Source organism: Streptomyces calidiresistens (assembly GCF_014141525.1).
Classification (GTDB): Bacteria; Actinomycetota; Actinomycetes; order Streptomycetales; family Streptomycetaceae; genus Streptomyces; species Streptomyces calidiresistens.
The window spans coordinates 1-2,327 of the sequence record NZ_VKHS01000813.1; the positions used below are offsets into that span (position 1 = coordinate 1).

Below are 2,327 nucleotides of genomic sequence, written 5' to 3' on the forward strand. Positions count from 1 at the left end.
GGAGGGGAAGGGGGAGCAGGAGCCCCGCTCCGCGGCGCATCCCGGTGGGCGGACCGGTTCCGGGGCCTCCGGGGACGCGGGGGCCCCACCGGTCGTGGCCTCCCCGGTCGTGTTCCCCGTCCCTCCGGCGGGGGCGGGCCGGCGCGGCCGGTCGGCCGAGGCGTTCCGACCGGGGCGGAGGGGCGCGTCGGGCGCCACCGGAGGGGCTCCGCACACCGGACCGTGTCGCGGCTCCGGTCACCCGGGCCGGGATATGCCCCGCAACACCATGCGCACCGCGTGCTCGGCGACGGTGGGCCCCGGTTCCGCGTTCAGCTCCGCACGACGGACGGCCGCATCCACCACGCCCTGGACCAGGGAGGCCCCCAACCGCGGGTCGGGGTGACCGAGTTCGTCCAGGACGCCCACCACCAGGTCGATCAGTGAGCCGTGTGCCGCGCGGATCCGCTCCCGTGCCGCCGTGCTCAACTCCCCGGAGGAGATGGCCACCACGGCGCGGTGGCGTCGGTCCCCGGCCAGCGCCAACTGGGAGCGGACGTAGGCGGCGATCCGTTCCTCGGGGGAGTCCGCGGCCAGCATCGCGGCCTCGACCTCGCCGGCCCACACGGGGAAATCGGCCTCGCACAGCTCCTCGACGACAGCTGCCCGGGAGCGGAAGTACTCGTACACGGAGGAGCGGGCCAGGCCCGTTCGCTCGGCCAGGGCGGGAAAGGTCAACGCGCTCTGTCCGCCCTCGGCCAGCAGGGATCGGGCCGCGTCCAGCAGGGCGGCGCGCTGCATGTGGCGGTGTTCGGCCACGGAGGCCGCTCGAATCCTGGGCACCTCTCCACTGTAGAGCGCCCGTCGACGGGCGTCCCCACCTCGGGCCGGCCGGTTCCCCTCCCGGGGGCGTGACCTCAGTTGTTCACATCGGCCAATTTCGAGCGCAACAACAGAACGGATTTGGTGTGGATCTGACTGACCCGACTTTCGGTGACCCCCAACACCTGACCAATTTCGGCCAGTGTGAGCCCTTCGTAGTAGTAGAGCGTGACCACGGTCTTCTCCCTGTCGGGTAGCGCGTTGACCGCTCTCGCCAGCAGCCGGCGCAACTCGCGATCCTCCGCCACCTCCACCGGATCGTCCGCGCTGGTGTCCTCGAGGATGTCCATCAGGCTCAGCTGATCCCCCCCGTCCCCGGCCGGATGCAGCAGTTCCTCCAGCGCCACCGTGTTGGCCAGGGAGAGCCGGCCGAAGAACTCGTGGAGTTCCTCCAGTCCCATGTTCATCTCCCGGGCCACCTCGGCCTCGGTGGGGGAACGGTGCAACGAGGACTCCAGCGCCGCCGAGGCCCGTTCGAAGGCCCGGGCCTTCTGGCGCACCGATCGCGGGATCCAATCCAGGGCCCGCAGCTCGTCGATCATCGCCCCCCGGATCCGGGTGATGGCGTAGGTCTCGAACTTGATCGAGCGCCCCGGGTCGAACTTCTCGATGGCATCGATCAGGCCGAAGACCCCCGAGGAGACGAAATCGGCCTGCTCCACGTTGGGGGGGAGACCCACTCCCACCCGACCGGCGACGTACTTCACCAGTGGCGAGTAGTGCAGGATCAACTGCTCGCGCAACCGACCGTCGCCGGTGTCCTTGTAGCGGTGCCACAGTTCGTCGAGGGGGGTGGCGACGGTTCCGGAGGCGGGGCCCCGAGTCCTGACCGACGCATCGGCGGCCGGTGGCCGGGGCCCTGGGGTGTGCTGGGGCATGCGGGGTGTCGACCGTTCTGCTGTGGAGGGCGGGATCCCGTCGGGTGCGGGACGGTGGGGGGACGGAAGCGGCGCGGGCGCCGGAAGGGGTTTCACGGCGCCCGCGCGACGGATCGGGGGTCCGGCGCACGCACCGGGCGGTCGGGACCGGTGGGGCGCCCGGAGCGGAACCGATGTGAGCGTAGCGTGACATTCGGGTGGCGTTGCGCATATGGAGGGGGAACGGGGATGCGCAGATACGTTCCGAAAGACGCACCGTGGTGTGACTTACCTACCGTCCGGCGGCTTGTCACCCCGCGACCGCCGTGGCCCGGACCCCTCGTCCGCGCCCTTCCGGTGCGGGGAACGGAACCACCGCCCGCGCACCTGTTCGGCGAAGCCGAGGGCTCTGAGTTCCAGGAGGCGCGCCAGGGTCTCGCGTTCCCCGGCGCACGCCCCCACCGCCACTCGACGGGGCTCCGCCCCCGGCGGCCCGGGCAGCGCCTCCAGCACCCGCTCGGCCCCGGCCGTGAGCACCCGACGGGGAACCAGGGGCTGCCCCGCGCACCCCGTCGAGCCGCCGGGCGGCGTGTTCCCACCCCTCCGGCC

At 72.3% G+C, this 2,327-nt stretch carries 2 protein-coding genes and 1 pseudogene; all 3 read right to left on the bottom strand.

What is annotated here, in order from left to right:
* Window positions 1-237: 237 nt before the first annotated feature.
* Window positions 238-798: a TetR/AcrR family transcriptional regulator gene (locus FOE67_RS23030; protein WP_182666765.1), complete on the bottom strand. Its 561-nt coding sequence runs from the start codon at window positions 796-798 to the stop codon at window positions 238-240.
* Window positions 799-896: 98 nt separating this feature from the next.
* Window positions 897-1,739, bottom strand: a complete 843-nt coding sequence (gene whiG / locus FOE67_RS23035) for an RNA polymerase sigma factor WhiG (RefSeq protein WP_182666763.1) — start codon at window positions 1,737-1,739, stop codon at window positions 897-899.
* A gap of 267 nt (window positions 1,740-2,006) precedes the next feature.
* Window positions 2,007-2,327: pseudogene (locus tag FOE67_RS23040) on the bottom strand (hypothetical protein); the annotation flags it as partial.